The sequence below is a fragment of the Magnetospirillum sp. UT-4 genome, from assembly GCF_902729435.1.
Classification (GTDB): Bacteria; Pseudomonadota; Alphaproteobacteria; order Rhodospirillales; family Magnetospirillaceae; genus Magnetospirillum.
In genome coordinates this window covers 51,021-75,536 of sequence record NZ_CACVCG010000090.1, presented here as the reverse complement: position 1 = coordinate 75,536, position 24,516 = coordinate 51,021, and the positions used below count along the sequence as shown (strand labels likewise).

The 24,516-nt window shown below is 69.8% G+C and carries 28 protein-coding genes; 7 read left to right on the top strand and 21 right to left on the bottom strand.

Annotation, left to right across the window (positions count from 1 at the left end):
* The first annotated feature begins 48 nt into the window (after positions 1-48).
* Complete coding sequence (locus MTBUT4_RS12795; protein ID WP_173980074.1) at positions 49-816, top strand: DUF4239 domain-containing protein; 768 nt, start codon at positions 49-51, stop codon at positions 814-816.
* A 16-nt stretch (positions 817-832) separates the two neighbouring features.
* Here the strand turns inward: MTBUT4_RS12795 and MTBUT4_RS12790 are convergent, their stop codons facing one another.
* Positions 833-2,065 carry a tetratricopeptide repeat protein gene (locus MTBUT4_RS12790; RefSeq protein WP_173980073.1) on the bottom strand — a complete coding sequence of 411 codons (1,233 nt, stop codon included), beginning with the start codon at positions 2,063-2,065 and terminating at the stop codon, positions 833-835.
* A 258-nt stretch (positions 2,066-2,323) separates the two neighbouring features.
* Here MTBUT4_RS12790 and MTBUT4_RS12785 point away from each other — a divergent pair, with 258 nt between their 5' ends.
* From MTBUT4_RS12785 to MTBUT4_RS12775, 3 genes are read left to right on the top strand one after another with little or no spacing between them, the layout of a single operon-like run.
* Complete coding sequence (locus MTBUT4_RS12785) at positions 2,324-2,620, top strand: hypothetical protein (protein WP_173980072.1); 297 nt, start codon at positions 2,324-2,326, stop codon at positions 2,618-2,620.
* Positions 2,610-3,014, top strand: coding sequence for a hypothetical protein (locus tag MTBUT4_RS12780; protein ID WP_173980071.1), 405 nt, complete (start codon positions 2,610-2,612; stop codon positions 3,012-3,014). Before MTBUT4_RS12785 ends, MTBUT4_RS12780 begins: the two co-directional genes overlap by 11 nt.
* Position 3,015: 1 nt before the next feature.
* Positions 3,016-3,435 (top strand): hypothetical protein, encoded by a 420-nt coding sequence (locus MTBUT4_RS12775; RefSeq protein WP_173980070.1) that lies wholly within the window; start codon positions 3,016-3,018, stop codon positions 3,433-3,435.
* A gap of 29 nt (positions 3,436-3,464) precedes the next feature.
* Here MTBUT4_RS12775 and MTBUT4_RS12770 read toward each other — a convergent pair whose 3' ends face one another.
* The 20 genes from MTBUT4_RS12770 to cyaY all read right to left on the bottom strand — a co-directional run bounded on the left by MTBUT4_RS12770 (position 3,465) and on the right by cyaY (position 21,639).
* Positions 3,465-4,343, bottom strand: a complete 879-nt coding sequence (locus tag MTBUT4_RS12770; protein WP_173980069.1) for a hypothetical protein — start codon at positions 4,341-4,343, stop codon at positions 3,465-3,467.
* Positions 4,340-5,869, bottom strand: a complete 1,530-nt coding sequence (locus MTBUT4_RS19315; protein WP_305792116.1) for a GlcNAc-transferase family protein — start codon at positions 5,867-5,869, stop codon at positions 4,340-4,342. The genes MTBUT4_RS12770 and MTBUT4_RS19315 overlap by 4 nt, the downstream gene beginning before the upstream one ends.
* 78 nt (positions 5,870-5,947) lie before the next feature.
* Positions 5,948-7,084 carry a dihydropteroate synthase gene (gene folP / locus MTBUT4_RS12760; RefSeq protein WP_254434852.1) on the bottom strand — a complete coding sequence of 379 codons (1,137 nt, stop codon included), beginning with the start codon at positions 7,082-7,084 and terminating at the stop codon, positions 5,948-5,950.
* A gap of 129 nt (positions 7,085-7,213) precedes the next feature.
* Positions 7,214-9,151, bottom strand: a complete 1,938-nt coding sequence (gene ftsH / locus MTBUT4_RS12755; protein WP_173980068.1) for an ATP-dependent zinc metalloprotease FtsH — start codon at positions 9,149-9,151, stop codon at positions 7,214-7,216.
* 92 nt (positions 9,152-9,243) lie between these two features.
* A complete protein-coding gene (gene tilS, locus MTBUT4_RS19825; RefSeq protein ID WP_305792115.1) occupies positions 9,244-10,587 on the bottom strand; it encodes a tRNA lysidine(34) synthetase TilS in 1,344 nt (447 codons plus the stop codon).
* 4 nt (positions 10,588-10,591) lie between these two features.
* Positions 10,592-11,578 carry a tol-pal system protein YbgF gene (gene ybgF, locus MTBUT4_RS12745; RefSeq protein ID WP_173980067.1) on the bottom strand — a complete coding sequence of 329 codons (987 nt, stop codon included), beginning with the start codon at positions 11,576-11,578 and terminating at the stop codon, positions 10,592-10,594.
* 134 nt (positions 11,579-11,712) lie between these two features.
* Positions 11,713-12,204 (bottom strand): peptidoglycan-associated lipoprotein Pal, encoded by a 492-nt coding sequence (gene pal / locus MTBUT4_RS12740; protein WP_173980066.1) that lies wholly within the window; start codon positions 12,202-12,204, stop codon positions 11,713-11,715.
* 178 nt (positions 12,205-12,382) lie between these two features.
* A complete protein-coding gene (gene tolB, locus MTBUT4_RS12735) occupies positions 12,383-13,720 on the bottom strand; it encodes a Tol-Pal system beta propeller repeat protein TolB (RefSeq protein ID WP_173980065.1) in 1,338 nt (445 codons plus the stop codon).
* Positions 13,721-13,818: 98 nt separating this feature from the next.
* Positions 13,819-14,187: a cell envelope integrity protein TolA gene (locus tag MTBUT4_RS12730; RefSeq protein ID WP_173980064.1), complete on the bottom strand. Its 369-nt coding sequence runs from the start codon at positions 14,185-14,187 to the stop codon at positions 13,819-13,821.
* Positions 14,184-15,095 (bottom strand): energy transducer TonB, encoded by a 912-nt coding sequence (locus tag MTBUT4_RS12725; RefSeq protein ID WP_173980063.1) that lies wholly within the window; start codon positions 15,093-15,095, stop codon positions 14,184-14,186. The genes MTBUT4_RS12730 and MTBUT4_RS12725 overlap by 4 nt, the downstream gene beginning before the upstream one ends.
* Positions 15,096-15,104: 9 nt before the next feature.
* A complete protein-coding gene (tolR, locus tag MTBUT4_RS12720; protein ID WP_173980062.1) occupies positions 15,105-15,569 on the bottom strand; it encodes a protein TolR in 465 nt (154 codons plus the stop codon).
* The gene (tolQ, locus tag MTBUT4_RS12715; RefSeq protein WP_173980061.1) at positions 15,569-16,294 is read right to left on the bottom strand and encodes a protein TolQ; all 726 of its coding nucleotides are present in this window, start codon (positions 16,292-16,294) and stop codon (positions 15,569-15,571) included. Before tolQ ends, tolR begins: the two co-directional genes overlap by 1 nt.
* A 4-nt stretch (positions 16,295-16,298) precedes the next feature.
* Complete coding sequence (locus tag MTBUT4_RS12710; protein ID WP_371737885.1) at positions 16,299-16,685, bottom strand: YbgC/FadM family acyl-CoA thioesterase; 387 nt, start codon at positions 16,683-16,685, stop codon at positions 16,299-16,301.
* A 176-nt stretch (positions 16,686-16,861) separates the two neighbouring features.
* On the bottom strand, positions 16,862-17,899 hold the full coding sequence (gene ruvB, locus MTBUT4_RS12705) for a Holliday junction branch migration DNA helicase RuvB (protein WP_173980059.1): 1,038 nt from the start codon (positions 17,897-17,899) through the stop codon (positions 16,862-16,864).
* Positions 17,896-18,528, bottom strand: a complete 633-nt coding sequence (gene ruvA, locus MTBUT4_RS12700; protein WP_173980058.1) for a Holliday junction branch migration protein RuvA — start codon at positions 18,526-18,528, stop codon at positions 17,896-17,898. The genes ruvB and ruvA overlap by 4 nt, the downstream gene beginning before the upstream one ends.
* A gap of 139 nt (positions 18,529-18,667) precedes the next feature.
* Positions 18,668-19,168 carry a crossover junction endodeoxyribonuclease RuvC gene (gene ruvC, locus MTBUT4_RS12695; RefSeq protein WP_173980057.1) on the bottom strand — a complete coding sequence of 167 codons (501 nt, stop codon included), beginning with the start codon at positions 19,166-19,168 and terminating at the stop codon, positions 18,668-18,670.
* 134 nt (positions 19,169-19,302) lie between these two features.
* Positions 19,303-20,052 (bottom strand): YebC/PmpR family DNA-binding transcriptional regulator, encoded by a 750-nt coding sequence (locus MTBUT4_RS12690; protein WP_173980056.1) that lies wholly within the window; start codon positions 20,050-20,052, stop codon positions 19,303-19,305.
* A 65-nt stretch (positions 20,053-20,117) separates the two neighbouring features.
* Complete coding sequence (locus MTBUT4_RS12685; RefSeq protein WP_217424168.1) at positions 20,118-20,573, bottom strand: hydrogenase maturation protease; 456 nt, start codon at positions 20,571-20,573, stop codon at positions 20,118-20,120.
* Positions 20,570-21,226, bottom strand: coding sequence for a hypothetical protein (locus tag MTBUT4_RS12680; RefSeq protein ID WP_173980055.1), 657 nt, complete (start codon positions 21,224-21,226; stop codon positions 20,570-20,572). Before MTBUT4_RS12680 ends, MTBUT4_RS12685 begins: the two co-directional genes overlap by 4 nt.
* An 86-nt stretch (positions 21,227-21,312) precedes the next feature.
* On the bottom strand, positions 21,313-21,639 hold the full coding sequence (gene cyaY / locus MTBUT4_RS12675) for an iron donor protein CyaY (protein WP_173980054.1): 327 nt from the start codon (positions 21,637-21,639) through the stop codon (positions 21,313-21,315).
* A gap of 174 nt (positions 21,640-21,813) precedes the next feature.
* On the opposite strand from cyaY, the gene MTBUT4_RS12670 reads away from it, so the two are divergent.
* From MTBUT4_RS12670 to MTBUT4_RS12660, 3 genes are all read left to right on the top strand, one after another.
* A complete protein-coding gene (locus MTBUT4_RS12670) occupies positions 21,814-22,152 on the top strand; it encodes a hypothetical protein (RefSeq protein WP_173980053.1) in 339 nt (112 codons plus the stop codon).
* 86 nt (positions 22,153-22,238) lie between these two features.
* Positions 22,239-22,463 carry a 50S ribosomal protein L31 gene (gene rpmE, locus MTBUT4_RS12665; RefSeq protein WP_173980052.1) on the top strand — a complete coding sequence of 75 codons (225 nt, stop codon included), beginning with the start codon at positions 22,239-22,241 and terminating at the stop codon, positions 22,461-22,463.
* 192 nt (positions 22,464-22,655) lie between these two features.
* Positions 22,656-24,410: an adenylate/guanylate cyclase domain-containing protein gene (locus tag MTBUT4_RS12660; protein WP_173980051.1), complete on the top strand. Its 1,755-nt coding sequence runs from the start codon at positions 22,656-22,658 to the stop codon at positions 24,408-24,410.
* Positions 24,411-24,516: the final 106 nt, after the last annotated feature.

Here is a 24,516-nt window from a genome sequence, read left to right as displayed (position 1 = left end):
GGGAAGGGATTTCGGCCGGCCGCGCCCCCCTCCGGACGGATGCCCCAGATGCCCCAGCTGATCCAGACCCACGACCATTTCCTGCTGGCCGCCATCGCCTTGTTCGGCACCCTGGGGGCCGCCGCCTTCCTGCTGTGGCTGGCCTACCGCTCGCGCCACGCCGCGGCCATCAGCGCCTTCCGCGGCGTCTCGCCGCCCTTCGTCAACGTGGTCGGCGTGCTGTTCGCGCTGACCCTGGCCTTCCTCGCCAACGACACCTGGAACGCCCACGACCGCGCCGTCACCGCCACCTTCCACGAGGCCGGCAACCTGCGCAGCATCCTGGCCCTGTCCCAGCACCTGCCCGAGCCGCAGCGCGACGCGGTGGCGGCGGCGGTGAAGCGCTACGCCGCCAGCGCGGTGGACGAGGAATGGCCGCTGCTGGCCCGCCGCGCCAGCAGCGCCGCCACCGCCGAGATGACCGCCGAGCTGCTGGCCACCCTCTCGCGGCCCGATTTGGCGGCCGGCCTGGCCCCGGCGGTGCACCAGCAGATGCTGCAGCGGGCGGTGGAGGTCAGGGACGCCCGCGAGCAGCGCATCGCGCTCAGCCAGACCCACGTCAATCCGCTGAAATGGCTGGGCATGGCCTTCCTCGGCCTGCTCACCATGATCTCCATCGCCATGGTCTATGTGGACCAGCCCAAGGCCGAGCTGCTGGCGGTCGCCCTGTTCGCCGCCGCGGCCGCCCCCACCGCCGCCATCGTCCTGATCCAGGGCAACCCCTTCCAGCCCCCCAGCGCGGTCTCGGCGGCGCCTCTGGCCGGGCTGATGCGGTAGCCGGAATACCCCCCCGTCACCCCCGCCGGACCCGGTCGCGCCAGCGCACCAGTCCCTGGTCGTCCGGGGCCAGCGCCAGCGCGCGATCCATGGCGGCCAAGGCCTCGTCCGTCCGCCCGGCCTGCAGCAGGCACTCGGCCAGACGGACATGATTGTGGGCGATCGCCGGGTTCAGCTCCACCGCGTGGCGCGCCGCCGCCAGGGCCGCCGCGTCCCGGCCGGTGCGTTCGAGAAGGATGCTCAGCCGAAGGTGCAGGCCGGATATCTCGGGGCGCAGGGCGATGGCGCGGGCCAGCGCCGCCTCGGCCCCGGCCCAATCCTGGCGGTCCTGGCGGACCTGGGCCAGGTGCATCCAGGCGAGGTGGCTGTCGGGCCAGCGCGCCACCAGGGCCTCGGCCCGGCCCAGGGCGGCGTCGTGCCGCCCCAGGCGGCGCATCACCTGAAGCGCCGCTTCGGCCGTCTCGAACTGGTCGGGCGCCGCTTGCGCCGCCGCCTCGGCCGCCGCCTGCGCCGCGTCGCCCCGGCCGCGGGCCTCCAATTGGCCGGCCCGGCGCAACAGGATGGTGGCGCGGACCAGCGGGCTGGCCTTGCGCAGTCCGTGGAAGAACGCCCGCAGGTCGCCGCCGCCCAGCAGCAGATCCAGGAAACGCCCGAACGGCTCGGCCCCGGCCACCAGCCGCACCGCCGCATGGCCGCTGTGATGGACCGGCACCGAGATCACCGGCACCCGTTCGGCGAGGCGGTCGTGATGCCATCGGTCCTCGGCCGTCGAGGGATCGAACACCACCGCCGCCGGCACCGGGCAGTCGCCGCCCTCCACCGCCATGCCGGCATGCAGATCGACGTGATGATAGGCGGCGAAGCGGCGGTCGGCGTTCCCCAGCAGCGCCGGCTCGATGGACCATTGCGGGCAGAAGGCGGCCACCCGGGTGGCCCGCAGCGCGGCGGCGTATTTGACGGCGCCGTAGCCGCCCTGGCTGTGGCCGTAGGTGATGATGTCGTGGTGGCGGGCCAGGATCGGGGCCAACGCCGCCACCGCCTGGGCCATGTCGGCGACGGGAAACCAGTTGGGCCGGCGGGAGACGATGCCGACCGCATCCAGGTTCAGGCGGTCGCATACCGCCTGGCCCCAGAACCGGGTGCCGTCGGCAATCATGCCCAGTTCGTTGAAGGTGACCAGCAAGGGGCCGCCCGGGCCGGGGCGGTGGAATACCTCGAGATGCGCGGTGTCGAGCAGCTTGCGCGTCATGTCCCGGCCTGGCCACCATGGCGAAAGAAACAGAAAGCGGCGCGGCGCGGCGGCAGCGCAGGTAAGGCCAGGATGCTACACCTGAGTCCAGCCCACGACCATTTCCTGCTGGCCGCCGTCACCCTTCGTCAACGCGGTCGCCGTGCTGTTCGCGGCGGCGGCACCGGCCCGGCTGGTGCGACAGGGGCCGCTTATTGACACCGCGTTCCTTTCGATGGATATTTTCGGCGTTACACCCACAGGGATGGCGGCACCCCCATGAGTTCAGCTGACAAACTTCGCCAGAGGTTCAGTTCATTCAACAAGACCCACTCCTTCAAGCCCGGGGACATCGTCCGTTGGAAACGGGGGCTGAAGAACCGGAAGCTGCCGAACGAAGCCGACCCGGCCATCGTCATCGAAGTTTTCGCGACGCCGTTGAAGGATCCGCAACACGGCTCCGGAAGCCCTTATTTCGCCGAGAAGCTCGACATCAGTCTCGGCATTCTCGACGACGAGGACGATTTCGTCATCTACTGCTTCGACAGCAAGAGATTCGAGCCACATGACGAATGAACCATGGGGATATTGGCGCCGCGCGGTCACCACCCTGGTTGGTGCCTATGCCGGTGCCGTCTTTTCCCTGGCCACCACCCCAGAGATCATGCGCCTTTGGTCCGAGGCCCCCTGGATATCCATCCTGTTCGCCATCGTCCTGACCGCCTACGGCCTGACCACCTTGGCCGTGTACGATAGCGAGGGCCATGCCGACGGCGTGGTCTATTCGCTCGCCCTCAATATCTTTGCCATCCTCGTCACCGTGTACCTGGCCTTCAGGTTCGCCGAACATGGGTTGGTTGCCCACCTGTTCACCTCTGCGACGCTTTTTTTCGGACTCCTTGCGGCAGCGCAGTTCTTGGAATATCTTGTGCTGCACACCCTGATTCCGTTCGCCCTGAGAGATAGGTGAGTTGAGCGCCCAGGCCACCCTTTCCGCCATCGACGCGCTGATCCTGGGCGGAGCCATGATCGGGTTGGTGGTGTTCGCCGTCCTGGTGGTTGCTCTGCGCTTCAGGTCATTCCGAAGCCGAAGGGCCAGGATGGAGCGGGCTCCCCGGGACGACACCGGTGATTCCCCCCCTTTTTCCGAACACGCCGTTGAAGCCATTGCCGAGCGGGTCGCCGACCGCGTGGTCCGACGGCTTGGCGACCACATTGAAAATCTTTCCGCCGATTACCAGACCATCCTGAAGCCGGGCAGTCTGGAACCCCGACCCCAGCCGGCCGTTGGGCGCAGCTTCATTCCGCTCAAGGAAAGCAACCAGAACCATCCGTCGCCGGCGGGGCTGTTGACGGACAAGCATAACGTCGCTGACCAACGCACCAACTGATCCGCCTTGCCTCCTCGGCCGGACCGGCGTCAGCGGGCTTGTCCGGTAAGGAAGAGTTCGGAGAGGTCGGCCCCGGCCGCCCGCCCGGCCGCCACGAAATTGGCCACCGCCTCGTCCGCTGTCGCGGCCTTGGGCCGGGCCGACAGGGCGGCGAAGAAGCGGGGGTAGCCGGACTCGCCCAGGCGCTCGAAGGTGCGCCACCAGAGGGCGGCGGCGAGGTCGTTGGCGCCCCAGCCCCGGGGATGGGGCGGCAGCCGGCTCTCCAGCAGGGCACCCTTCCAGTCCAGGCCGGGAGTGGAACGGTACAGCGCCCAGGTCTCGTCCAGCGAGGCCCGCAGCTGGCGGAAACTCATGTCGCGGAACGGCGCCCCCTCCAGGCCGGCCCGCTCCATCACCAGGAACTTGTTGGCGACGGCGAAGCCGACCTCGAAGGCCTTGACCGCGCCCAGCTGCGGCCGCCACAGCCAGAAGTTCCGCCCCATCTCGTGGATGACGATGTGGTCGTGGCGGCCGCTGGCGGCGAATTCCCGGTAGATGCGGGGGAAATGGTCGCGGTACAGCTCGATGCCCTGGCCGCCCATATGGCCGCGCGCCGCCGCCACCCTGTCCTCGTCGGGCGACTGGGCGACGCTGGCGCGGCCGTCGATGGTGCAGCAGGCGCGCGGGCCCGGCGCGGCGCCGACCAGGCGCTCATAGGCCGCCCAGGCGCGGTCGTAATCGGCCACCAGCCGGCCCATCACCGCCCCATCATAGGTCTGGCCGGGCGGTGTCAGCACCGTCACCCGCTCGCCCTTCCACGCCTCCATCTCCCGGCAGACCGCCTGGAAGCCGCAATAGCGCAGGGTCTCGGCGTCGGCGGGCGCCAGGCCGGACAGCAGGAGCAGCAGGCCGGCGAGAAAACGCCTCACGGGCGCAGCCTCCACACCCCCAGCCGGCAGTCCTCGGGTCCGCCGCCATCGACCATGGTGCAATCGGGCGGGCCCAGGCCGAACAGCGGCGCCGACAGGTCGAGGGGCCGCCAGCCGCCATTGACCACCGGGCGATTGTCCCCCTTGCCGTAGGTGGTGGCGATCAGGACGCGGCTGCCGCCGGCCCGCAGCAGGTCCAGCGCCTGGCCCACCAGCGCGTCGTCGAGGTGGGTGAGAACGTGGCGGCACAGCACGGCGTCGGCGGCCGGCAGGCGGTCGCGGGTGATGTCGGCGACGGTGAACAGGTGGTTGGCGCGGTGGCCGAACATCTGCCGGTTCCGCTCGATCAGCGGCGCGACGATGTCGGCGCCGAGATACAGGTCGAGACGATCGGAAATCGCCTCCATCCAGTTGAGGTCGCCGCAGCCGGCATCCACCAGGGTGCGGATGCCCATCTCCTGCCACAGCGCCGCCAGCCGGCCGGCCATGCCCTGCGTGACCAGACGGGTCGAGCCCGGGCCGCTGCGGGTCTCGGAGTTCTGCCACTGGTTGCCCCGGTAGATGCCGGTGAAGGTGCGGGCCAGCGCGGAGGGCGGACCGGCCGGCGGGAACTTGCCCTCCTCGGCGCGCGGCCCGAAGCTGCGGCGGACGAAGTCCACGTCGGCGAAGGCCTCGTACTCGGCGAGGCTGCGCGCCGAGCCCAGCCCGTGGCGGTCGATGTCCACCAGCGCCTCGGGCGGCGCCGGCTCGCCGGCCAGGATGTGGCGGGCGCGGGCGAAGGAGCGGCGGTTGGTGCTCCCCCAGTCGCGGTTGTCGCTCCAGTGCCGCGGCCGGCCGCGATCGGGCGAGTAGTCGTGATAGAGCGCGATGTCGTCGGGCGAGAACAGGTCGTAGCCCGAGGTCCACAGCCGCACCGCCAGGCTGATCTCCTCGCCGTGGAAATACAGATGCGGGTCGTAGGGCACGTCGGCCACCATGGTCCCCGGCCCGAACAGGCAATTGGCGCCGATGAAGGCGGTGGGAAGCGGCCGCTCGGGCCGCACCTGCAGCGGAATGGCGCGGCTTTTCAGCAGCAGGATGCCGGCCTCGTTGAAGCGGTTGGCCACCAGCACCGGGATGAAGGGATCGCGCAAGGTGTCGGGCGGAACATAGCCGACCGGATAGGTGGACAGCACCGGGCGCGGCGACGGGCAGCGCCCCAGCATGGCGATCAGCATGTCGTCCCAGCCGGGGGCGAAGCGGGAATGGCTGTCGATCTGGAGGAAATAATCCTCGCCGTCGAACAGCTCGGCCTGGATGCGGTGGCGCGCCCAGCAGGCCCCCTGGCTCTCGTTGGCGTGGACCCGGATGCCGCGGATGTTGGCTTTGAGGCCGGCGGGAACGGCGACGCAATCCTCGTCCTCGTCGGGCACCACCTGCCACAGGATTCCGGCGACCACCCGCTCCGGATGGGCGGCCTTGGCGACCATGTCGGCCAGGGTCGGCGGGCATTCGGTGTCGCGGTAGCAGGCGACCGATACGAAGATGCGCGGCAGCGTCAGCGGCGAGTCCTCCCTAATCCCTGCAACGACCTTAGCGCGCCCGGCGGGATCAGGCCAGTGGGCTCAGCCCGCCGCCCGCATCCCCCGCCACACCGCCACCGCCTGGGCGGTTTCCGCCACGTCGTGGACGCGCAGGACCTGCGCTCCGGCATCGAGGCCGGCGAGGTGGGCGGCGAGGGTGCCGGGCAGGCGCTCCCTCGGCCCCTCGCCCCGGCTGAGATGGGCGACGAAGCTCTTGCGGCTGGCGCCCAGCAGCACGGCGCAGCCCAGGCCGTGCAGCAGCGCCAGGGTGGCCAGCGCCTGGGCATTGTGGGTAGCGGTCTTGCCGAAGCCGATGCCGGGATCGACGGCGATGCGGTCGCGGCCGATGCCGGCGGCCTCGCACGCCGCCACCCGCCCGGCGAGGAATTGGTAGACCTCCAGCGGTGCGCAGGCGTAACCGGGGGCGGCCTGCATGGTGCGCGGCTCGCCCTGCATGTGCATCAGGCAGATGGCGGCGCCCGAGGCCGCCGCCGCCTCCAGCGCGCCGGCGCCGCGCAGGGCGCCGACGTCGTTGATGATGCGCGCCCCCGCCGCCACCGCCGCACCCATCACCTCGGCATGACGGGTGTCGATGGAGACGGCGATTCCCTTGTCCGCCAGGGCACCGACCACCGGCAGCACCCGGGCCAGTTCCTCGGCGACCGGCACCGGGGCGGCGCCGGGGCGGGTGGATTCGCCGCCGACGTCGATGATGTCCGCCCCCGCCGCCGCCATGGCCAGACCGCGCGCCACCGCATCCTCCACCGCCAGCGCCTCGCCGCCGTCCGAGAAGCTGTCGGGGGTGACGTTGACGATGCCCATCAGCCGCGGGCGGTCCAGCCCCACCCCGCCCCAGGGGGCGCGGGCGGCGCCGATGCGGCGCACCAGCCGGCCGACATGGCGGGCCATGTCCTCGCCCTCGCGCTCGCTCCACTCCACCATCTCGCCATAGGGAGCATGGGCGATCCAGGCGGTGCCGCCCTCGCGCCAGACGATGCCGGCCGAGGTGAAGGCCAGCGGCCCGTCGGCGATGGGCCAGCCATGGCCGCCGATGATGGCGGCCGCCGCCGCCTCGCCCGAGACCATGCCGGTGGGAAGAAGAAAGATGCCATCGGCGGCGCGGCCCTGGGGCAGCGCCGGCGAGCGGCGGAAGGCGGAGGGGGTGGAAGGCATCTGCATCAAGTCCCCCTCCCCCCTTGCGGGGGAGGGCTGGGGTGGGGGGTGAACCGCGTCGGCGGAGCCGTGTGCGACTCCACCCCTCCCCTACCCCTCCCCCTCAAGGGGAGGGGAAATAAGCAGGGGGAGGTCCTACTGCCCCGGCTGCGGTTCCGGCCCGGGGCCGAAGCCGCCCGGCTGTTCCTTGCCGGCGGCGGGGCCCGAGGTCGGCACCGAGGAGCGCCGCGGCGGGTCCTTGGGGCGGCTGGAATAGCCGTCGTCGCGCACCACCGGCTCGCCCCGCAGCAGGCCCTCGATGTCCTCGCGCGACAGGGTCTCGTATTCCAGCAGTCCCTTGGCGATGGCTTCCAGCTCGTCGCGATGGGTGGTCAGGATCTCGCGCGCCTTGGCCTCGCCGGCCTCGACGAAGCGGCGGACCTCGGCGTCGATCAGGCTGGCGGTGGCGTCGGACATGTTCTTGTGCTGCGTCACCGAGTGGCCCAGGAACACCTCCTCCTGGTTCTCGTTGTAGCGCAGCGGCCCCAGCTTGTCGGAGAAGCCGAACTCGGTGACCATCTTGCGGGCCATCTGGGTGGCCTGCATGATGTCGTTGGAGGCGCCCGAATTCAGGTGGTCCTCGCCGTAGATGAGCTGCTCGGCGACGCGGCCGCCGAAGCACACCGCCATGCGGGCCTCGAAGAACTTCTTGGAATAGCTGAGACGGTCCCGCTCCGGCAGCGACATGGTGACGCCCAGGGCGCGGCCGCGCGGGATGATGGTCACCTTGTGCAGCGGATCGGAATGGGGCATGTGCAGGTTGACCACGGCGTGGCCGGCCTCGTGGTAGGCGGTGGCCTCCTTCTCGGCCTCGGTCATCACCATGGAGCGCCGCTCGGCCCCCATCATCACCTTGTCCTTGGCGTTCTCGAACTCGAACATGGTGACCACCCGCTTGCCGGCGCGGGCGGCCAGCAGCGCCGCCTCGTTGACCAGGTTGGCGAGGTCGGCGCCCGAGAAGCCGGGGGTGCCGCGGGCGATGATCTTGGGTTCCACGTCGGGGGCCAGGGGCACCTTGCGCATGTGGACCTTGAGGATCTTCTCGCGGCCCATGATGTCGGGGTTGGGCACCACCACCTGGCGGTCGAAGCGGCCGGGGCGCAGCAGCGCCGGGTCGAGCACGTCGGGCCGGTTGGTGGCGGCGATGAGGATGACGCCCTCGTTGGATTCGAAGCCGTCCATCTCGACCAGCAGCTGGTTCAGGGTCTGCTCGCGCTCGTCGTTGCCGCCGCCCAGGCCGGCGCCGCGATGGCGGCCGACCGCGTCGATCTCGTCGATGAAGATGATGCAGGGGGCGTTCTTCTTGCCCTGCTCGAACATGTCGCGGACGCGGGACGCGCCGACGCCGACGAACATCTCGACGAAGTCGGAGCCCGAGATGGTGAAGAAGGGCACGTTGGCTTCGCCGGCGATGGCGCGGGCCAGCAAGGTCTTGCCGGTGCCGGGCGGGCCGACCAGCAGGCAGCCCTTGGGGATCTTGCCGCCCAGGCGCTGGAACTTCTGCGGGTCCTTGAGGAACTCGACGATCTCCTCGAGCTCCTGCTTGGCCTCGTCGATGCCGGCGACGTCCTCGAAGGTGACGCGGCCGGTCTTCTCGGTCAGCAGGCGGGCGCGGCTCTTGCCGAAGCCCATGGCCTTGCCGCCGCCCGACTGCATCTGGCGCATGAAGAAGATCCACACGCCGATCAGCAGCAGCATGGGGAACCACGACACCAGCACTCCCCACAGGGTCGGCTGGTCGTCGGCCGGCGGCACCGCCGTCACCCGCACCCCGGCCTCGCGCAGCTTGGGAACCACGTTGGCCTCGGGCGGCAGGTAGGTGGAGAACGGGCGGCCGTCGGCGTAATGGCCGGTCACCGTGTAGCCCTGGATGGTGACGTCGGACACCTGGCCCTTCTCGACCTCGCCGATGAAATCGGAGAAGGCGGTCTGCCCCAGCCCGCGCTGCGGCGAGGAGGTCTGGAACAGGTTGAAGAGCATCACCAGCAGCAGCGCGATGATGATCCACAGCGCCAGGTTCTTGCTGAAGTTCAAGGTGAGGCCTTTCCTTCTTCGGCGAGCCGCGTCATTCCCCGGCAGGGCCGGTCGCAGCGAATGGGTTTCCTACAGATAATGCCGTGACGGCGCTACACAAGGCAACCGCCGGGGCAACCGCCGGCCACCGTCAATGGGCGGGGGGTGGCAGCCTCGATCCAGGACAGGACCGGCAGGCCGCCGCCATCCCGGTTATAGCCGAGGTGGGGCACGGCGAGAATAGCATCTCCGTCATGGATGGCCGGCAAAGTCGGACGCACGGCGGCGGGCAGGACCGCCAGCCCCCGCGCCCCGCCCCCCCGAAACCCAGCAGCCCGCAGCCGGCGCCAGCCCTGGCTGCCCAGCGCCCCCAGGCGCAGCCCGGCCGGGGCATGGTCCGCCAGCCGGAGGCGGAAGCGGCCGTCCCAGGCTGCCTCTTGCCCCGGCGCCAACGCCACCGGCGGGGCCATGCGGGCGGCCTCGCGGCAGACCAGGACCCGCCCCCCGTCCAGCGGCGCCAGCCGGCAGCCACCCAGGGTGCGCGCGCCGGACAGGCCGCCCTTCAGCGCGGCGTGAAGGCCCTCCAGCCGCTCCAGGCGGGGCGCATAGGCGTCGCCGCCCATGGCCTGGAGCAGCCGCGCCAGCAGCCGCAATCCGATTTCGTCGTCCAGCCGGCCGAATGCCCCCGCCGCCAGCACCGCATACCCGGCCGGATGCACCGCGACGAAATCGAGAACCGCCCGCGCCACGGCGGCATCGAGCGTGGCGCGGGCACGGGCGAGCCGCCCGGCGGTGGCGGCGAGACGGGCGGGAGTCAGACCCTCGGCGGCGAGAACCGGGCCGAGCGCGCGCAGGCGCACCCTGGCATAGGCGGGATCGGCGTTGGAGGGGTCCTCGACCCAGTCCTGCCCGGTTGCCCGCAGGCTCGCCGCCAGACCGGCCCGCGGCACCGACAGCAGCGGACGCAACCAGACCACGTGGCGGCCGGCACGCACCGGCGCCATGGCCGCCAGCCCATCGACGCCGGACCCGCGGGCAAGGCGCAGCAGCAGGGTCTCGGCCTGGTCCTCGCGGTGATGGGCGAGCAGGCAGTGCAGGATGCCGGCCTGGCGGCAGGCCTCGTCCAGCAGGCCGTAGCGGGCGGCGCGGGCCGCCGCCTGCAGATCGGATTCGGGCTTGGTCCCGGTCCAGGGAAGGATGCGATGGGCGATGCCGCGGGCCGCCATCCAGGCCCCGACGCGGGCCGCCTCGGCGGTGGACTCGGGCCGCAGCTGGTGATCGACGGTAAGCGCCAGCACCGCCCCTCCGCGCTGGCGCGCCCAGGCATCGGCGAGCAGCGCCAGGGCCATGCTGTCGGCCCCGCCCGAGACCGCGACGCCCAGGCGCGGCGCCGCCCCGAACGGCCCCAGCGGCGCCATCAGGGCGGCGAAGCCGGCCAAGGTCAGCGGCGCGGACACCGGCCTACTTGCAGTCGTACTTCTGCCGTTCCGCGGCGGCGGCGCGCTTGACCCGGTCGGGCATGTTGGGGTGGTCCTGGTAGAGGATGGTGAAGGCGGTGCAGGCCTCCTTCTTCTTCCCCATCAGGCCGAAGGCGGAGCCGGCCTTGTAGATCATGTCCGGCGCCTTGCCGTGCTTGGGATACTTCTTGTAGGCCTCGAGGAAGGTGCCGGCGGCGGCGCCGTAATCCTTGCGGTTGAAGGCGATGTCGCCCAGCCAGTAGCTGGCATTGCCGGCCAGCTCGTGCTTGGGGCTCTTGTCGAGGAACTCCTGGAAGCCGCGCTCGGCCGAGGCGAAGTCGCCGCGCTGGGCGGCGGCGTAGGCCTCGTCGTAGACGCCCTGCGGGGTCTTGGGCGCCGCCACGGCGGGGGCAGGTTGGGCCGTTGGCAGCAGCTTCTTCATGTCCTTCTCGGGCATGGTGCCCAGGGTCTGCGGCCCGGGCGCGCCGCCGGGGGTCTCGGCGCCCTTGGACGGGGTGGTGGCTCCGGTGGCCGGCATGGCGAGCTGGGCGCCACCCGGCTGGGCCGCCTGCAGGTCCTTGAAGCGCAGGTCGATGTCGGCCTGCAGCCGTTCCATCTGCTTGACCGCCTGGTTGGCCTTGAAGTTGGCCTCCTCCAGCTTGCCGGTCAGCTGGCGCACCAATTCCTCGAGCTGGTCGACGCGGTCGTCCAGGCGGGCGGCCATGCCGCTCGGCAGCGGTGCCGTGTCGGCGGCGCGCGGCGCCACCGCGCCACCCGCCGACGGCGAGGTGATGACCATGCCGCCGCGGGCCGACTGCGCCTGCATCATCTGGAGATCGCGCTCGAGGCGCTCGATGCGGTCGAACAGGGCGCGGTTGGAGTCGTACTGGGCGAAGGCGGGCTGGACAAAGGCAGGCGAGGCGGCGGCAAGGAGCGTCGCCAGGACGGAAGGGATCAGGATGCGTCGCACGGCATTGACCTCGTCGGACACGGGAAGGGGTCCCGGATTGGCGGGACCACCTTGGAAGAGCTTACCGGCAAAAATAAGGCGCCCGCCGATTCCGAGGGTCGTGGGACCTTCGGAAGGGCGGGCGCCCCATCATCATGTCGATGAACGGCTGAAGCTTACTTGCTCAGCACGGTCACGCCACGGCGGTTCTGCGACCAGGCGGCCTCGTTCGAGCCGAGGGCGACCGGACGCTCCTTGCCGTAGGAGATGGTCTTGATACGGTCCTTGGGAAGGCCGGCACCGACCATGTACTCCTTGACCGAATTGGCACGACGCTCGCCCAGGGCGAGGTTGTACTCACGGGTGCCGCGCTCGTCGGCGTGACCCTCGATGGTCATCTTGTAGGTCGGGTACTTCTTCAGCCAGGCGACCTGCTTGTCCAGGGTGGCCTTGGCGTCGGTGCGCAGCGCCGACTTGTCATAGTCGAAGAAGACGCGGTCGCCGACATTGGCGATGAAGTCCTGCTCCGAGCCCGGAACGATGCTGGGCTTGGCAGCGACGGGCGGAGCGGCGCCGGCACCGGCCTTGGCACCGGTGGCTTCGGGGGCCGACTCACAGGCCGCGAGCAGGGCGGCGGCGGCGAAGATGCTCAGGAAACGCAGTTTCATATTTGAGGACTCCCCCTCAATGGAACTCAGGGATAGGAAAGAGGATTTGAACCTTGGGAACTCACGGCCGGCGCGATCTTTCACATGACCAACCGATACGACTTTCCGACGGCAGCGGCAAACCATGCCCCTGCCATCGGAAAAAATCCTGTTCGGCGCGGACTATACTAAGATGGTTCTAGGGAATCAAGGGGGACCACGCAGGATCGGAGCCATCCAGAGGAGTGACCACCTGACGTTCATTGAAACCGGTCAAGTCGATGGTATAGAGCTTGGCGGTCATGCCCCGGCCGCGTTCGTCCGACGGGCCTTCCTTCCAGAACGCCAGCACGCGGCCGTTGGGCGCCCAGGTCGGGCCTTCCACGAGGAATCCCTGGGCCAGCAGGCGCTCGTCGGAGCCGTCGGGACGCATCACGCCGATGAAGAATTCGCCGCCCTTCATCTTGGTGAATGCTATGAGGTCGCCGCGCGGGCTCCATACCGGAGTCGCATAGCGGCCGTCGCCGAAGCTGATGCGCTGCACGCCGGCGCCGCTGCTGTCCATGACGTAAAGCTGCTGGGCGCCGCCGCGGTCGGAATTGAAGACGATCCGCGCGCCGTCGGGCGAATAGCTGGGCGAGGTGTCGATGGCCGGATGGTTGGTCAGGCGGCGCTTCTGCCGGTTCAGCAGGTTGAGGGTATAGAGCTCGGTATTGCCGTCCTGGGCCAGGCTCATGACCACGCTGTTGCCGTCGGGCGAGAACCGGGGCGCGAAGGTCATGCCGGGGAAGTCGCCCAGCAGCTCGCGCCGCGCGGTGTCGATGTTGAGCACGTAGACCCGCGGCGTGCCGCGGAAATACGACATGTAGGTGATCTCGCGCGCGGTCGGCGAGAAGCGCGGGGTCAGCACCAGGTCGGCGCCATCGGTGAGAAAGCGGTGGTTCTCGCCGTCCTGGTCCATGATCGCCAGGCGCTTCCTGCGGTCGTTCTTCGGCCCGGTCTCGGAGATGTAGACGATCTGGGTGTCGAAATAGCCGTCCTCGCCGGTGATGCGCTTGTAGACGGCATCGGCGATCAGGTGGGCGACGCGGCGCCAGCCGGCCGGCGACGCGGTGAAGACCTGCCCCGCCATCTGCTGCTCGGAGAACACGTCCCACAGCCGGAACTCGACCCGCATGCGGCCGTCCGGCCCCATCTCGGCCTTGCCCTGGACCAGCGCCTCGGCGTTGATCTGCTTCCAGTCGGGGAAGCGCGGTCCGGCCTGCAGCGCCGCCACGCTCTGGATGAAGGCGCGGTTGTCGATGGGCTTGAACAGGCCCGAGCGCTCGAGGTCGGCCGCCACCACGCGGGCGATGTCGCGGCCCAGCTGGCCTTCCTGCGGCCCGGCGCCGAAGAATTCGGGGACGGCGATGGGCAGCGGCTTCATGTGGCCGCGGGTGATGTCGATGCGCACTTCGGCGGCCGCCGGCGCCGGCGCGGCGGCGGCAAGGAAAGCGAAGGCCAGCGTGGCGGCAAGAGCGCGAAGTCGGATCAGCATGAGGCATACCCTGTCGGTCGGCGAGCAATTGGCGGCAAGGAAACACGACGATTGGGGCAAGGGCAAGGCATGGTTTGGTGTCCGGGTGCCGGGCGCTCTCACTGCCCCCGAAGGTGGAGCGGGCGGGGATCGAAGCGGAACACCAGGCGCCCGCCGGAGACCTGCTCGGCCAACTCCGGGGACATGGGCAGCGGGCTGCATTTCCTCACCGCATTGGCGGCGGCGTTGCCCAGGGCGCGGACCACCGAATCGGCGCCGGGGGGCGGGTTGGGCGCCGCGTCGAGGACGTTGCCCTGGCGGTCGGTGAAGATCCGTACCTCGATGGATTCGGTCTTGGGGGAACTGGACGGCGGCGTCCAGCACCGGCTGAGATAGAGCTGCAGGCGGTCGATCCCGGTCTGGCCCAAGGCCGGCAGGGCGAAGAGGCCGAGCAGCCCGGCCGCCATCAGCGCGGTCTTGCCGATCATCGCCCCTTCATCGCCTTGCTGAGGTCGAAATTCAGCACCAGGCCGCCATTCTTCAGTGAATCGTACTTGTCCGCCGGAATGGGAAGCGGGCTGCAGGTCCGCACCGCGCGCCGCGCGCTGTCGGCGGCCGCCTGCCAGAACGAATCGGCGAACATGGGCTTGTCGACGATCTGGGCATCGACGACGCCACCATCGGGCAGCACGAACACCCGGATGGCGACGGCCATCTTGTCGGCGTCCTTGGCGCCGGCCGGGGGCGTCCAGCACTTCTCCACATGGGCGCGGATGCGGTCCATCTCGGTCATCGAGACCGGCTCCAGCGGGTTGTGCTGGTTCGACCCCTTGACGCTCTGCGGTTTCGGGTTGGTGCCCTGGTCCTGGGTCGCCGGCTTGGACTTCTCGGCGGTCTTCAGCAGATCGTCCAGCGGATTGGTCTTCGGCTTACTCTTGTCGATGGACTTGAGCAGCGAATCCACGTCGTCGGCCGGCTTGGGCTTCGGCGGCGGCTTCAGGTCCTTGAGCAGCTGGTCGGCGCTGGGCTTGGGCTCGGGCTTCGGTTCCGGCTTGGGTTCCGGCTTGGGTTCAGGCTTGGGCTCGGGTTTCGGCGTCGGGGCCGGCTCCGGCTTGGGCGGCGGCGGCGGCGTCGGCTCGGGCGGCTTGGGTGGTGGCGGCGGTTCCGGCTTGGGCGGCTCGGGCTTGGGCTCGGGCTTGGCGGGCTCGGGCTGGACCTCCTCGGCCTGCTTGGGCGGCGGGTTGGTCTTGGCGCCGATGGGCACCAGATCGACCACGATGGGGGTCTCGACCGGCGGCGGATCGCGGAAGAATTGCGGCAGCCCGAACAGCGCGACCAGGGCCACGACGAGGTGCAGGATTGCCGAGAAGACGAAGCTTTCGCGCCGCATTTCCATGATGATGCGCTAGCGCGCCCCCTTGCCGGCGACGGGCTTGGTCTCGCCCTGCTTCATCTCGGTGACCAGCGCCACCTTGGCGATGCCGGCGCCGCCCAGGGTGCCCATCACCTCCATCACCCGGCCGTAATCGATGGACTTGTCGCCGCGGACGAAGATGCGGGTCTCGGGCTTCTGGGCGGTGATGGCCTGCAGTTTCGGCACCAGCTCGTCGAGGGTGACCTTGGTCTCCTGGATCCAGATCTCGCCATGGGCGTCGACGGTCACCGACAGCGGCTGGTCGTCGCCCTTGATGGGCGCCGCCTCGGTCTTGGGCAGATCGACCTGGACGCCGGCGGTGAGCAGCGGCGCCGTCACCATGAAGATGACCAGCAGCACCAGCATGACGTCGACCATGGGGGTGACGTTGATCTCGGCCACCGGCCGATGGCGCTGGCGCCCCGTCCCCTTGCGCGGGCCGACGGAGGCTCCCATCAGACCTTCTCCTCGAGCTGGCGCGACAGGATGGCGCCGAACTCGCCCGAGAAGTTCTCGAGCCGCTTGGCGTAGCGGTCGAGATCGTTGGAGACCTTGTTGTAGGCGATCACCGCCGGAATGGCGGCGACCAGCCCGAGAGCGGTGGCGAACAGCGCCTCGGCGATGCCCGGGGCGACCACCGCCAGGCTGGTGTTCTTGGTGGCGGCGATGGACTGGAACGAGTTCATGATGCCCCAGACGGTGCCGAACAGGCCGATGAACGGCGCCGTCGAGCCGACCGAGGCGAGAACGCCCAGGTTCCGTTCCAGAATGTCCATCTCGCGACCCAGGGTGACGTGCATCACCCGGTCGATGCGCTGCGGCAGGCTGACCCGGGTCGCCTCGCGGTCCGACAGGCCCTTGGCCGCCGAGCGCCGCCATTCGCGCATGGCGGCGACGAAGATGGCCGACATGGGATCGAGCGGGCGGGCGCCGATGCGGTCGTAAAGCTCTTCCAGCGAGCCGCCGGACCAGAAGCTTTCCTCGAACTGCTCGGCCCGCTGCCACAGCGAACGCAGGCGCATCAGCTTGTCGAAGATGATCGCCCAGCACCAGAACGAGGCCAGGATCAGGGACACCATCACCGCCTTGACGATGATGTCCGCCCGCAGGAACAGGGCCCACATCGACAGGTCGTGTTCGGCCACCGAGCCCGCCAGTTGCACCGCTTGCACAGAGTCCATGACACTAAAGCCTTTCGTTCGTCTCGTTCACTTTTGCCTGCATCGGGGCCTGCATCGGAGCCTTCAGCCCGGGCGGAATGCGCGCAGGCTTCCCGTCCGCCAGGCTGATATACGCCAGCCGCACCTGGAGACGCACCAAAACGGCGCCGTCGTCAAGTCGGCTGATGATCTGGGCCAGTTCCATGGAGGCCCCCCCGACCTCCACCACCGCCGTCTCGACCTCCAGCAGATCGTCCAGGCGGGCGGGCTTCAGGAAGTCCACCCCCATATGCCGGACGGCGAAGGCGTGCCCCTTGCCGCCCGCGGCCAGATCGGATTGCCGGATGCCGAGGGTGCGCACCATCTCGGTGCGCGCCCGCTCGGCGAAATTGAGGTAGTTGGAATGGTACACGATGCCGCCGGCATCGGTGTCCTCCCAATAGACGCGGACCTGGTGTTTGTGGACTCTACCCCCTCCCCCTTGATGGGGGAGGGTCGGGGTCGGGGTGCCGCCCGGCACGCAGCCGGGGGTTCCCCCCCCACCCCGACCCTCCCCCACGAGGGGGGAGGGAGTCCTGCACCATCCGCTCATTCCCCGTCCTCCTCGCGCGCCAGCAGATCCAGCTGCACCAGCACCTCGCGGGGCGGGTTGAGGCCGATGTGCTTGAACCCCGAAGCCGACAGCATGCGCCCCCGGGGGGTGCGCTGGATCATGCCCTGCTGCAGCAGGAAGGGCTCGATCACCTCTTCGATGGTGTCGCGGCTTTCCGACAGGGCGGCGGCCAGGGTGTCGACGCCCACCGGCCCGCCGCCGTAATTCTCGGCGATGCAGGCGAGGTAGCGGCGGTCCATGGCGTCGAGGCCGAGTTGGTCGACCTCCAGCCGGGTCAGGGCGGCATCGGCCACCGGGGCGTCCACCGGACTCTTGCCCGCCACCGCCGCGAAGTCGCGCACCCGCCGCAGCAGCCGGCCGGCCACCCGGGGCGTGCCGCGCGAGCGCCGCGCCACCTCGGCCGCGCCCTCGGCGGTGAGGTCGAAGCCGAGCACGCGGGCGCCGCGGCGGACGATCAGTTCCAGTTCGTCGGGGGTGTAGAAGTTCATGCGGCAGGGAATGCCGAAGCGTTCCCGCAGGGGCGTGGTCAGCAGCCCCGAGCGGGTGGTGGCGCCGACCAGCGTGAAGGGCGGCAGCTCGATGCGCACCGAGCGCGCCGCCGGCCCCTCGCCGATGATGAGGTCGAGCTGGAAGTCCTCCATGGCCGGATAGAGCACTTCCTCTATGGCGGGATTGAGGCGGTGGATCTCGTCGATGAACAGGACGTCGCGCGGCTCCAGGTTGGTCAGCAGCGCCGCCAGGTCGCCGGCCCGCGCGATGACCGGACCCGAGGTGGCGCGGAAGCCCACCCCCAGCTCGCGGGCGACGATCTGGGCCAGGGTGGTCTTGCCCAGGCCGGGCGGGCCGTGGAACAGGGTGTGGTCGAGGGCCTCGCCGCGCGCCCGCGCCGCCTCGATGAAGATCTTCAGGTTCTCGCGCACCGCCTTCTGGCCGATGAAGTCGCCCAGGGTCTGCGGCCGCAGATGGGTCTCGGCCTCGCCGGGCGCCTGTTCGGGGGAGACCACCCGGGTCATCGCGCCAGATCCTTGCCCAGCACCTTCAGCGCCTGGCGGATCAGGGCGCCCACATCGGCGCCCTCACCCAGCTCGCGCGACGCCACCCCGGCCGCCTCGAACGCCTCCAGCCGGCGGTATCCCAGATTGACCAGGGCCGAGACCACGTCCTCCAGCGCGCCGCCCGCCGGCACCGGCGCACCGGCGGCGGCCACCGGCCCGGAGGCCGGCGCGAAGGCGCCCAGCGCCATGCGCCCGGCCTTGTCCTTGAGCTCGGTGAGGATGCGCACCGCCAGCTTCGGCCCGACCCCCGAGGCACGGGTGAGGATGGCCTTGTCCTGGGCGGCGATGGTCTGCAGCAACTGGTCCGGCGTCGCCACCGTCAGGATCGCCAGCGCCACCTTGGCCCCCACCCCCTGCACCGTGGTCAGCAGGTTGAACCAGTCGCGCTCGCCGGCCTCGAGGAAGCCGTAGAGGTGGATGTGATCCTCGCGCACATGGGTCTCCACGTGCAGCGCCGCCGCCGCGCCCGGCTGCAGCCGCCCCAGGGTGCGCCCCGAGCAGAACACCAGGTAGCCGACGCCGTTCACGTCCACCACCGCGAAATCGTCGCCCAGCGTGTCGATCAGGCCCTTCAGTTTGGCTATCATGGCAGGGCCTTCGTCGGCATCGTCGCGGAATCACCCCCACCCCAACCCTCCCCCATCAAGGGGGAGGGGGAAGGTTGGAAAGAGCCCCCTCCCCCCTTGTGGGGGAGGGTTGGGGTGGGGGGGAATCCCGGTGCTTGGGTCATCCCGCCACCGCCCGCGCCAGCCGGCGCTTCGTTCCCAGATGGTGGGCGTGGCAGATGGCGACGCCCAACGCGTCGGCGGCGTCGGGGCTTTTCACCAGGCAGCCGGGCAGCAGCGTGCGCACCATCATCCCCACCTGATCCTTGGCCGCCCGGCCGGTGCCGACCACCGCCTGCTTGACCGCGGCCGGGCTGTACTCCCCCACCGCCAGCCCGGCCAGCGCCGGCGCCAGCATCACCGCGCCCCGGGCCTGGCCCAGCTTCAGGGTGCTTTCCGGGTTCTTGTTGACGAAGGTCTGCTCCACCGCCGCCTGGTCGGGGCGCCACTCGGCGATCACCGCCTGGATGCCGCGATGCAGTTGCACCAGCCGCTCGGCCAGGGACAGCGAATCGTCCGACTTCACCACCCCGTCGGCCACATGGCGCAGCGACGAGCCCTCGGCATCGACGATGCCCCAGCCGGTGGTACGCAAACCTGGGTCGAGGCCAAGAACTCTCATCACACAGCCTTCCGGCACCGTCGCGGAATCACCCCCACCCCGACCCTCCCCCATCAAGGGGGAGGGGGACGCGGCGGCGCCTCCAAGCCCCCCTCCCCCCTTGCGGGGGAGGGCCGGGGTGGGGGGGCTGGCACCTAAGCCAGCCGTTCCATCACGTCGTCTGGAATCTCGAAATTGGCCTGGACGCGCTGGACGTCGTCGTTGTCCTCCAGCACGTCCAGCAGCTTCATCAGGGTCCTGGCGGTGTCCTCGTCGGCCACCGGCACGCTGGTCTGGGGGCGCCAGTCGAGGCGGGCGTATTCCGGGGTGCCGAACTTGGACTCCAGCGCATCGCGCACCGCGCCCAGATCGTCGGGGGCGCAGGTGATCTCGTGGCCGTCCTCGCCGGATTCGACGTTGTCGGCGCCGGCCTCCAGCGCCGCCTCGAACATGTCCTCGGCCGAGGTCGCGCCGGCGGGATAATGGATGGCGGCGATGCGGTCGAACATGAACGACACCGAATTGCTCTCGCCCAGCGCGCCGCCGTTCTTCGAGAAGGCCGAACGCACCTCCGAGGCGGTGCGGTTGCGGTTGTCGGTCAGCGCCTCGACGATGATCGCCACCGAGCCGGGGCCGTAGCCCTCGTAGCGCACTTCCTCGTAATTGGCGCCGTCCTCGCCGCCGGCGCCGCGCTTGATGGCGCGCTCCACCGTGTCCTTGGGCATGTTGGCGGCGCGCGCCGCCTGTATCGCCGCGCGCAGGCGGGGATTGGCGTTGGGATCGGGCTGGCCGGTCTTGGCGGCCACCGTCAGTTCACGGATCAGTTTGGTGAACACCTTGGCGCGCTTGGCGTCCTGCGCACCCTTGCGGTGCATGATGTTCTTGAATTGGGAATGACCGGCCATGGGCGCGTGGTCCCTGTCAACGATAGGATGAACCGCGCTGCCTTACCATATCTTGTGGGAAGACGCTACGGCAGAAACAGCCCCTCGCTATCGGACGAAAGTCCGGCAACCAGTCTCTCGGCGGCGGCGGCTACCTCGGGCGACATCGGCGCGCCCATGGCGAAATGGCGCCCCTCCACCCCCAACACCATCATCCCGCCCGGCAGCCGGCCCAGCAGCCGGGACATCTCCACCGCCTCGGCCAGCCCGAACAGGTGGCTGCCCTTGGGGAACAGGGCGGCGGGCAGTTTCTCCGCCACCGCGTCCCAGGCCCGGACGGTGCCCGGCGCGCCGCCGCCGGACGTGGCGTCGACCACCACCACCCGCTCCAGACCCTGCCAAAGCTCCATCAACTCGGCGCCTTCGCCGTGATGGGCGACGGCGTTGACACCCGTAGCGGCCAGGCGTTCCGCCACCATCGGCCCGACACCGTCATCGCCGCGGTAGGGATGGCCGATTCCGATGACCAGGATTCCGCTCACTCGGCGAACCAGCGCGGGAAGAAGGTGTGGTCGCCCTCGGTCCGCAGGGCGCGGGTGGGCCGGCCGTCGTCGTCGATCAGGTCCATCTTGCGCAGCCAGCGCACGATCTTCTTGAAATGGGCAAGGTTGTGGCGGCTGACGCCGCCCTCCATCCAGTTCTGTTCCAGGAAGGCCAGGATGGCCGGCTGGCCCAGCTCCGCTTCCCACAGGATGCCGAGCAGCGAGCACAGCGCCTCCTCGACGTCGCGCTCGGGGCAGAACAGGCTCTGCACCGCGTCGGCCTCGTCCCGCCGACCGCTTTCGGGGCCGCAGCCAAGGCCGAAATCGATCACCGCCCGGCGGTCGGGGGCGGCGCACTGGTAATGGGCCACCTCGTGGATCAGCACGCTGGGCTCCATGCGGATGGCGACGCTCTCGCCGTCCCAGGTCCAGTGGCTCCTGGGATCGACGTCGAGGATGCCGAAGCCGAAAGACCGGCACAGCTCCACCGCCTGGGCGTGATGGCCGGCATCGGTGGACAGGCTCATCAGGTCTCCGTCGGGAACCAGCGCGGTGACCCGGGCGAACACCTTGGCCGCCACCCCGTCCAGCGCGCCGGCGAAGGCGGGCAGCAGCGGAGCCAGGGCGGCATGGTCGATGGGGGTGAGCATCATGATGGGGATGGTTTAGCCGAGGAGGAAGGGAGCGGGCAAGCCCCCTGCCCCACCCCCGGGCCTTCCCGCGCCGTCGGCAGGCGGCCTCAGAACTCCACCCGCACCCCGAACGTCGCCTCCAGCTCGCCGGCCAGGACGGAGTCGAGGGTCACCTTCGGCGCCCGCGTCGAGATCCAGTCGCCGTCGGCGTAGTCGAAGTGCCAGGCCCCGCTGACCGGCGAGGACAGCCAGACCTGTTTCATCGGGCCGTTCTTGTTGACGACGTACTGGCCGCCGCCCTTGATGGTGATGGTCAGCACGGCGCCGTGCAGGTCGGCGTCCAGCCGGTCGCCCAGCGCCTCGTCGATGGCGTCGGCCAGCCCCTCGATCAAATCGTCGGCAAGGGTGTTGAAACGGCTGTCGTCCAGGCTCATGGCGGGTTCCTTCAATCTGACCGGGCGATCCTACCCAAGCCCGCCGCCGCCGCCAAGCGGCCTACGTCTTTCGAACCCTTTTCCCACCCCAAAGGGGAATTGCGACAGGCGCATGAATGCGGCGATACTGGTCCAAAATAATGAAGAATGTATGGTCCAGGGGAGGTTTCCGCCATGATTCGAATCCTCGTCATCGATCCTGAGCCCCATGCGCGTCTGACCATGCGCAGCATGCTGGTCGGTGCCGGCTACGAGGTCGATCTCGCCGCCGATGGCTGCGCCGCCGAAAGCGCCTTCGCCCGCCACCCCGCCGATCTGGTCATCGCCGATGCCGAGGAAGAGGCGGCGCGCCTGCCCACCCGCCTGCTGGCGGTGCCCGGCGGCGACCCCTTGCGCCGGCGTGAACTGGGTGGCGTCACCAACGTGCTGCCCAAGCCGTTCGGCCGCGACGACCTGCTGGCCGCGGTGCGGGTCACGCTGGGGGCGATTCCGCCGGTTCCCGGCCACTCCTGAAAGGCCGAAAAATCCGTGAAACGGGCGCTTGCGCGGGGGCGGGCTTTTCTGTATAAGGCCCCCTTCGATTTGCGGAGCTGTAGGCCATGAAGAACGACATTCATCCCGATTACCACGAGATCAACGTGGTCATGACGGACGGCAGCGAGTTCACGACCCGCTCGACCATGGGCAAGGCCGGCGACACTCTGCGCCTGGACATCGACCCCAAGTCGCACCCGGCCTGGACCGGCGTGCACCGCATGGTCGATACCGGTGGCCAGATCGCCAAGTTCAACAAGCGCTTCGCCAGCTTCGGCATCAAGGCCTAAGGGCCGGCGGCCGCCAGGCCGCCCAACGCCGACCTTCCGCATCAGGCCGCCGTCCTCGGACGCGCGGCCTTTTTGCCGCTTTCCGCCCGCGGCGTTTTGCCGCTTTCCGATGGACTTGGCGGATCGAAGGCGTTACAGCAACCTTGTTTTGATCGGCCGATGGGGGGGCCGGGAAATGGACGGGCGGACGCCATGATCATCGTCCACTACGAGGTCTACGTCCTCGAGGGCCGCGGCTGGATGCTGCACGCCCGCTTCCCCCGTTCCGAACGTGAAACCGCCGTCAACGAGGCCAAGGAGCTGGAGCACCAGCTCCGCATCAAGGTCAAGGTGGTCCGCGAGACCTATTACACCGACACCAACGCCTTCGACGAGGCCGAAGTCTACATCACCGGCATGAAGGCCGGCGAGGCGCCCCGCGCCGCTGCGGCCCGCTCCGCGGCACCGGAGGGAGCCCGTGCAGGCGGCGGAGGCGCCGCGGCCGCCAAGCCGGCGGGAAAGGCGGCCAGCCCGCCGGCGCCGGCGCCGGCGCGCAAGGCACCCGCCCGCCCGCCGCCCAAGCCCCACCGGAATCCGCTCGAGGTCGCCCAAGCCCGCCAGGTGATGGTGCGCCTGACCGGCATCACCGCTCTGGCCCTCACCGTGGCCATCGTGGCCATCAAGGTCACACCCGAGTTCATCGTGCTGGCGTGGAAAATGGGCTTTCCCATCCGGGTCTCCCCGGACGGCTACAACCAGATGCTGTTCGCGGTCTTCGCGCTGACCTTCCTGATGACGGCGGTGCCGCTGGGCATGAAATTCCTGCCCCGCCAGGGCGCCGCCACCGCCCGCACCGCCCCTGCCGCCGATCCCGATCTCGGCTGGGGCCGGCGTGCGGCAGCACCGCCACCGCCGCGGCGGACCCGCCGCGCAGCGTCGGACGACGGCGACTCGCTGCCGTTGCTCGATGATCTGCCGGCCTTCCCGGACGACACGGATTCCGAGCCGCCTCCGCCGGCACTGGAGGTCTTGGCCACCGCGTCCGCCGCGGCGGAAGCCGCCGGTCCGGCCACCGCCGAGGGCGAGGTTCCCACGGTGATGCGCTTCCTCGACGGCGCCGTCGACTTCGCCAAGGGTGCCGGCATTGCCATGGACGCCTACAACAAGTTCGCGCTGCACCTCTACCTTGCCGGCGCGGTGGAATCCCTTTGCGAGTTCCGCAAGCTGGGCAGCTCGGCCAAGGCCAAGCTGATCGCCAACGCGCTCGAGACGCTGGGAGTGTCGGGCGAGCTGGCCCGCAGCTTCTACGACAAGCTGCCGGAATACCTGCGCGAGCCGCGCTATCTGGGGGCGGTCACCGCCGGGCGCGGGGCCATGAGCAACCTGATGCTGGGCGACGAGATGGGCGCCCATCTGGTCCTGCGCGACGTCTTCGCCAACTGGAACAAGAAGAACGAGAAGAAGGCCCAGCTGATGACGGTGCTGTTCACCGACATGGTGGGCTCCACCGACATGACCCAGGACCGCGGCGACGCCGCCGCCCAGGAGATCGTGCGCCGCCACAACCTGATCGTGCGCGCCGCGCTGCAGAAGTACGGCGGCACCGAGGTCAAGCATACCGGCGACGGCATCATGGCGTCGTTTTACTCGGCCGGCGGCGCCATCGACGCCATGATCACGGTGCAGCGCCAGGTCGCCGAGCACAATGCCCGCAAGCCCGATCAGGAACTGCATCTGCGCATCGGCCTGAATGCCGGCGAGCCGATCCAGGAGGAGGACGATTTGTTCGGCTCGACCGTCCAGCTCGCCGCCCGGGTCTGCGCCGCCACCGGCACCGACCAGATCTTCTGCACCGCCGGGGTCAAGGAGTCTTCTGGCAAGCCCGCCAACCAGTTCCGCGACGTCGGCGCCAAGCCGATGAAGGGATTCAAGCAGCCGATTCCGCTGTACGAGATACGCTGGCAGTGAGCCATGGCCGAAGGGATTGGTGACATGGCGCTTCACCTCATTCCCCGATACCGCTAAGGTTTCCATCGGTTTCGGCGCGGGCGGATGACGGGGACAGGTTTGAAGT